Below are 2,149 nucleotides of genomic sequence, written 5' to 3' on the forward strand. Positions count from 1 at the left end.
AACGATGCAGTGCTTTTTACAATTAATTATGAAACCCACTATCATGCTCAAACTCAATTGAAAAGCGATTGCTTGTTCTCGATTGCTGTATGATGGTGCTATAGGAGAGATGCGAAACCTTCCCACGGAATTATTTGGTGAGAATGTATTGCCTGGATTTAGGTTACGTTTATCCCGGTATTTGTAGGGCGACAGGAATATAGGTTTTGCTCATTTAGCCTCAGTTTCCTTTAGCTTCAAAAATGCCCTAGCTTTGGCGATTCTGATAATATGCTCTAAATATTGATAATGTTGCCAGAGCTGTTCTTCTGCTGGAGTCAAACCCACTGTCCGATTTTTCTCTAAGAGGATAGATAGCTGAGATTGTAAGGCTTCTGAGGGCCGTAGAGCAATAATAGCTGATTCTGTAGGGAGACTTGCAAAAAATTCCAAAACTTCAGCCATACCGGAAAAACCTTCTTGAGGAATAGCATTAAATTCTCGCAATCCTAAGGCTAGGATTTCAGGTAGCTGATCACAAAAGGGTTGAAGCTGAGTTACTACTTCATCAGGTAGATCAAAGGTAACTTCCATTAGCTTTTCTTTCTGGGATTGTTATGGCTTTAAATCCATTCTAGTGATTCAATCATGGATGTAGGACTCTTTGAAATCCTGTAAAGGGCAGCTTTTAAGGNTTCATGGTAGGGAGTAGGGAGTAGGCAATAGGCAATAGGCAATAGGCAATAGGCAATAGGCAATAGGCAATAGGCAATAGGCAATAGGCAATAGGGAGTAGGGAGTAGGGAAGTTAGAAGTTAGAAGTTAGAAGTTAGAATTTAGAATTGTTACGGTCGATGCCTGGTATTACCCAGGGCACCTCCGCTTCCGAACTGGGCGTGCGACTTTCACCGCACCCAGCTCTTAGGTATCCTCAACCTTTCGGCTTGCCTTTCGGCTTGCTCCAATGAATCATCTGGTGGCAGCTTTGATGTACTGCCATTAGGTTCTTTTGCTTCCAATTGTCGTGGTTTCCATCGACGTGATGGAGGTGTACAGATTCGTCGCTTAAGAACTTGTATCCACAATGTCCACAAGAATGGTTTTGCCTTTTCAAAGCTTTAGCGGTAGCATCATCGTATAGTACGGAGTTCCGCATACTCCAGTAGACTAAGTCTCCATCATACGGGGACTTAGTCCCTCTAACGTTGACGTGTTGATTTTGTTCGTACCCAACTGCTGGAAAGCCTTTCTTGCATAGTTCGGTGGCTTTGTACCGATTCACTTTCTTTTCCTTGCGGAATTTCCGGTTTGCGGTTTTTGCCATAAACCATAAACTATCTCGGGAACTGCTCATATCACAGCTTTTGTGGTAGTTCCTCCATCCACGCACGATTGGGGCTAATTTTTGGGCTTTGACTTCAGCACCATAATTCGAGCTATTCACCACGGCTTTAATCTTCTTCCGGATATTACGATGGTTTTCCTCTGAGGGAATACATCGAAATTTTCCGTTTCTCTGGACTCGGAATTTCCAACCCAGGAAGTCAAATCCGTCTGTCGTTTTGGTTAGCTTGGTCTTCTCTTGGTTTACTTCCAATCCACGTTGGGCTAAGAAGTTCCTCACTTTTTCTAGAATCTTTTCAGCGTTGTCGTTTGGCTTGAGAATAATCACCATGTCATCTGCATATCGAATGCTTCTGACCTTTTTGTTAATTTCCTCTATTCCGTCAAGTGCAATGTTGGCTAAGAGTGGACTGACCACACCACCTTGGGGCGTTCCTTGTTCAGGAAATTCCGGATTGATACCTGCTTTTAGGCATCTGAATATCCCCATTTTCAGACCCGCAGGAGCTATCAACCTATCCATGATGGAATTGTGGGAGATGCGGTCAAAGCACTTCTTAATGTCTAGCTCGATTATCCTTTTATTGATGCCGTTGTTGCCAGAATTTAGATTCTGAAATAGCATTTTTTGTGCATCTTGAGCACATCTGCCTGTTCTGAATCCATAGCTGAAGGCACTGAACGTCGCCTCATGGGCTGGTTCCAAGGCATATTTTGCGCTTACTTGCCATGCTCTGTCTTGGATGGTCGGTACTTTCAGCATTCTCGTACCTCCGGAGACGAAACCTTAGAATAGGGCAGCCTTTATGGTTGGTCGGCTATGGGC

The 2,149-nt window shown here is 43.7% G+C and carries 2 protein-coding genes; both read right to left on the reverse strand.

Annotated elements, in window-relative coordinates:
* Positions 1-210: 210 nt before the first annotated feature.
* Positions 211-573 carry a hypothetical protein gene (locus tag F6K51_RS10560; RefSeq protein WP_293020145.1) on the reverse strand — a complete coding sequence of 121 codons (363 nt, stop codon included), beginning with the start codon at positions 571-573 and terminating at the stop codon, positions 211-213.
* 337 nt (positions 574-910) lie between these two features.
* Positions 911-2,086: a reverse transcriptase domain-containing protein gene (locus tag F6K51_RS10565; protein WP_365939941.1), complete on the reverse strand. Its 1,176-nt coding sequence runs from the start codon at positions 2,084-2,086 to the stop codon at positions 911-913.
* Positions 2,087-2,149 lie beyond the last annotated feature (63 nt).

Source organism: Moorena sp. SIO3I8 (assembly GCF_010692325.1).
GTDB lineage: Bacteria > Cyanobacteriota > Cyanobacteriia > Cyanobacteriales > Coleofasciculaceae > Moorena.